The 3,726-nt window shown below is 59.2% G+C and carries 5 protein-coding genes; all 5 read left to right on the forward strand.

What is annotated here, in order from left to right; genetic code table 11:
* Positions 1–278 (forward strand): hypothetical protein (locus tag AC33YF_RS13150; protein WP_491777663.1); only part of this gene is annotated, 278 nt, incomplete at its 5' end.
* Positions 278–1,345 carry an FtsH protease activity modulator HflK gene (hflK, locus tag AC33YF_RS13155; RefSeq protein ID WP_491777664.1) on the forward strand — a complete coding sequence of 356 codons (1,068 nt, stop codon included), beginning with the start codon at positions 278–280 and terminating at the stop codon, positions 1,343–1,345. The genes AC33YF_RS13150 and hflK, both read left to right, overlap by 1 nt.
* Positions 1,342–2,388, forward strand: a complete 1,047-nt coding sequence (hflC, locus tag AC33YF_RS13160; RefSeq protein ID WP_491777665.1) for a protease modulator HflC — start codon at positions 1,342–1,344, stop codon at positions 2,386–2,388. The genes hflK and hflC overlap by 4 nt, the downstream gene beginning before the upstream one ends.
* 9 nt (positions 2,389–2,397) lie before the next feature.
* Positions 2,398–2,730, forward strand: coding sequence for a YbaK/EbsC family protein (locus AC33YF_RS13165; RefSeq protein ID WP_491777666.1), 333 nt, complete (start codon positions 2,398–2,400; stop codon positions 2,728–2,730).
* A 40-nt stretch (positions 2,731–2,770) separates the two neighbouring features.
* The gene (locus AC33YF_RS13170) at positions 2,771–3,688 is read left to right on the forward strand and encodes a DUF2189 domain-containing protein (protein ID WP_491777667.1); all 918 of its coding nucleotides are present in this window, start codon (positions 2,771–2,773) and stop codon (positions 3,686–3,688) included.
* Positions 3,689–3,726: the final 38 nt, after the last annotated feature.

The raw sequence follows: 3,726 nt of genomic DNA on the forward strand, positions 1-3,726 counted from the left end.
TCCGGACGTACTGCCACATGACGCGCGGCGGCACATCGTCGAGAGGACGTCAGATGAACAGGCCCCAAAAGCTCCAGCAACGCGTTAAGGCAGCCGACACCAAGGCGCAGCCCCAATCGATAAACGCCACGGATCTTGACGCCTCGGGAATTGAGGTTGCGGAAAATGAGGGCTGGCCGGTCAATCCCTATAAAGCATTGCCGAAAAGCGCGTTGCACCGAAGCCGCATTTGTTGCGGCGAGCCTCACATCCGCGCAAACGAGAGATTGAAATCTTAATGCCCATTCAAGACAACGGCCGGGGAAATCGTGGACCGTGGGGCGGTCAACAGGATAACGATCCCGCGGAAATAGACGCCCTTCTCCGACGGGGGCGGGAGAGACTGCAAGATGTCTTCCCGTCTGGTCGACCGCCCGTCAGGACAGTTCTGATCGCTGGAGCGCTCGTGCTAGCGGCACTAGGAATTTGGTCGTCTTACTACACGGTACCGAGCGATTCGGTCGCGATCGTCCAGCGTTTCGGAAAATATATCGCTGAAGTTTCGCCGGGCCTTCATTTCAAGATTCCCCTCGGTGTCGATGTCGCGACAGTTGTGCCGGTGAAACGCCAGCTGAAGCAGGAGTTCGGCTTCACGACCCCGGGCGCGACCGATCCCTACCAGAGCCCGACCGATGGACGCCGCGAGACCGAAATGGTGACGGGGGATCTCAACGCTGCTCTCGTGGAATGGGTGGTACAATACCGGATTTCCGAGCCCCGGAAATTCCTATTTGAGGTTCGCGAGCCGAGCGCCACCCTGCGCTATGTCTCGGAATCGGTGATGCGAGAGGTGGTCGGCGACCGGACTGTCGACGAGGTGATCACGGTCGGCCGGCAGGAGATCGAGAACGAGGCACTCGTGAAGATGCAGGCGCTCGCCACCAAATACGCGATGGGCGTCAGCATCGACCAGGTCCAGCTGAAGAACATCAACCCGCCTCAGCCCGTGCAGGCGTCTTTCAACGAGGTCAACCAGGCGCAGCAGGAAAAGGAGCGGCTCATCAACGAGGCACGCCGGGAATACAACAAGGTCATCCCCCTGGCCGAGGGTGAGAAGGATCAGAGGATCCGCGAAGCCGATGGCTACCGGCTGAAGCGCACCAACGAGGCCAAAGGCGACGCGGCGCGGTTCACTGCGCTCCTGGCAGAATACCAGAAGGCGCCAGAGGTAACGCGGCGGCGCATATATATCGAAACTCTGCAACACGTTTTGCCGGGCATTCGATCCAAGATCATCGTCGACGGCTCGACGGGAAGCATCCTTCCGCTCCTGAACCTCGATCGGCAAGCAGGAGAGAAGCAATGAAGATCATTTCATTCATTGTCGCCGGGATCGTGGTTGCAGGCGTGGTGACAGCGTCTGCCGCCGTTTACACCGTCGGAGAAGTCGAGCAGGCCATCATAACGCAATTCGGCAAGCCAGTCGGTGCGCCCATCACGACGGCTGGCCTCAAGCTCAAGCTGCCCTTCATTCAGGACGTCAATCGGATCGATCGCCGGGTTCTGGAATGGGACGGCAACCCCTCCGACATGCCGACCAAGGACAAGCTCTACATCTCCGTCGATCTCTTCGCCCGCTGGAAGATCACGGACCCGTTGCAATACTTTCTGCGCCTGCGCGACGAGCGCAGCGCCCAGTCGCGCCTCGACGACATTCTCGGCAGCGAGACACGCAATGCCGTCGCCAAGCATGAACTCATCGAGATCATCCGAACGACGAAGGGCCGGACACCACTGCGGGATACGCTACTGACTGAGGAGGAACTCGCGCAGGACATTGGCACTCTGGTTGCCATCCAGAAGGGGCGTGCCCTTGTCGAGCAGGAGATTTTCGAGGCCGCCGCGGAAAAGGTCCGCGTCTTCGGGATCGAGCTTCTCGACATCCGCTTCAAGCGGATAAACTACAATGAAAGCGTGCGACCGAATATCTATGAGCGCATGATCTCGGAGCGGCGCCAGATTGCCGAGCGATTTCTTTCCGAAGGCAATGGGGAGGCGGCACGCATACGCGGCAACCGGGTGCGGGACCTGAACAAGATCCAATCCGAAGCCTATCGAGCAGTGGAGGAAATACGCGGAGTTGCCGACGCATCGGCCGCGGACATTTATGCAAAGGCGTATAATGCCGATCGTCAAGCCGTGGATTTCTACGAGTTCACCCGGACGATGCAAGCCTACAAGGACATGATATCCAAGGGGACCACGCTGGTCCTCACCACCGATAGCGATCTCTTCAAATTTCTGAGAGGTATGCAGATCGATAAGCCGCAGGATGGCGGCGCGCCTCAAGACCCTGGCGTAACGAGTCCTCTGACTCGTCTGACTATTCCAGAAAAGGCAAAGCCCTGATGTTCAACAATGCGACCGTATGAATTGTGCCGCGGCAACACGCTGATTCACAAGCCCCTCGGGCAACCGGTATCGCTGGCGCTTGAAGAGGAGATCGCGCCGCTGTTTCCTGACTGTCAGCCGGGCGCAGTGCCGCCCGTCGGCGGCGCTTATGGATTATGCGCAGTCATCGACGACAGCCTCGAAAATCAGCCCGAGGTCTATTTCGAGGCCGGCGACCACCAGACTTTGGTGCACCTGACGCACGACGGTTTCCATCGACTGATGCGCACTGTCCCGCACGCACGTATTTCCGGCGATGGCGAAAGCTGCCGGAGCGAGTTGCACTACTTCGGTGCCTGATTACTGAGCAGTAGAAACACCCAACCTGGAAGGTTCTGCCATGTCCGCGGATATTATCGCCCCCATTGATCCAGCCGACGAAGTACCCGACATCCGCCAAGTAGCCATAGGCGATCTTAAGCATGCACTCGTAAAGGGTTTCGACGATTTCCGCGCGATGCCGACGCATGTCGTCTTCCTTTGTCTGATCTATCCCGTTGTTGGCTTGCTGATCGGCCGGCTGGCCTTCGGCTACAATGTGCTACCGCTGCTTTACCCGATGGCGGCCGGGTTTGCGCTGCTCGGGCCATTCCTGGCGATCGGACTCTACGAACTGAGTCGACGCCGCGAGGCAGGCCTAGATATCTCCTGGCATCACGCTTTCGACGTGCGCTATTCCCCCTCGTTGCCAGGGATCCTCCTACTCGGTGGGCTATTGCTGCTCATCTTCACGGTCTGGGTCGCGATTGCGCATTCGCTCTATGTGGCGACATTCGGCTACGCCGAGCCCACTTCGCTGAACACTTTTGCGCAGCAGGTGTTGACTACAAAGCAAGGCTGGTATCTGGCCATCGTCGGCAATCTGGTCGGTTTCTTGTTCGCGCTGTTGGTACTGATGCTAACCGTCGTATCGTTTCCAATGCTGCTCGACCGCCACGTCGGCGCGCCGTCGGCTATGCTCACGTCAATCCGGGTGGTTCTCAAGAATCCGGTGACGATGGCGCTTTGGGGCCTGATCATCGCCACCGGCCTGCTCATTGGCTCGCTACCACTGTTCTTCGGGCTAGCGATCGTTTTGCCCATCCTCGGGCATGCCACCTGGCACCTCTATCGGCGGGCCGTGGAGCCAGATTCGCATCCGCGTCCCGCGTTTCGCCCGCGCCCGCGCAGGATTCGCTATGGTGCCCAGTTTCCTGCGTCGCTATTCGTGCCGTCGGCGGTTGAGGACCAGCAGACGGAAAAAGGTGATCGGTCGTAGTCACTGGTTCAGTCTCGCCGGCCCCGTTCAAAGGCTTG

It is taken from the genome of Methyloceanibacter sp., assembly GCF_058506495.1.

Coding starts and splice junctions, on each gene's coding strand:
- hflK (WP_491777664.1), top strand. CDS start 278: ATGCCCATTCAAGACAACGGCCGGGGAAATCGTGGACCGTGGGGCGGT.
- hflC (WP_491777665.1), top strand. CDS start 1,342: ATGAAGATCATTTCATTCATTGTCGCCGGGATCGTGGTTGCAGGCGTG.
- AC33YF_RS13165 (WP_491777666.1), top strand. CDS start 2,398: ATGCGACCGTATGAATTGTGCCGCGGCAACACGCTGATTCACAAGCCC.
- AC33YF_RS13170 (WP_491777667.1), top strand. CDS start 2,771: ATGTCCGCGGATATTATCGCCCCCATTGATCCAGCCGACGAAGTACCC.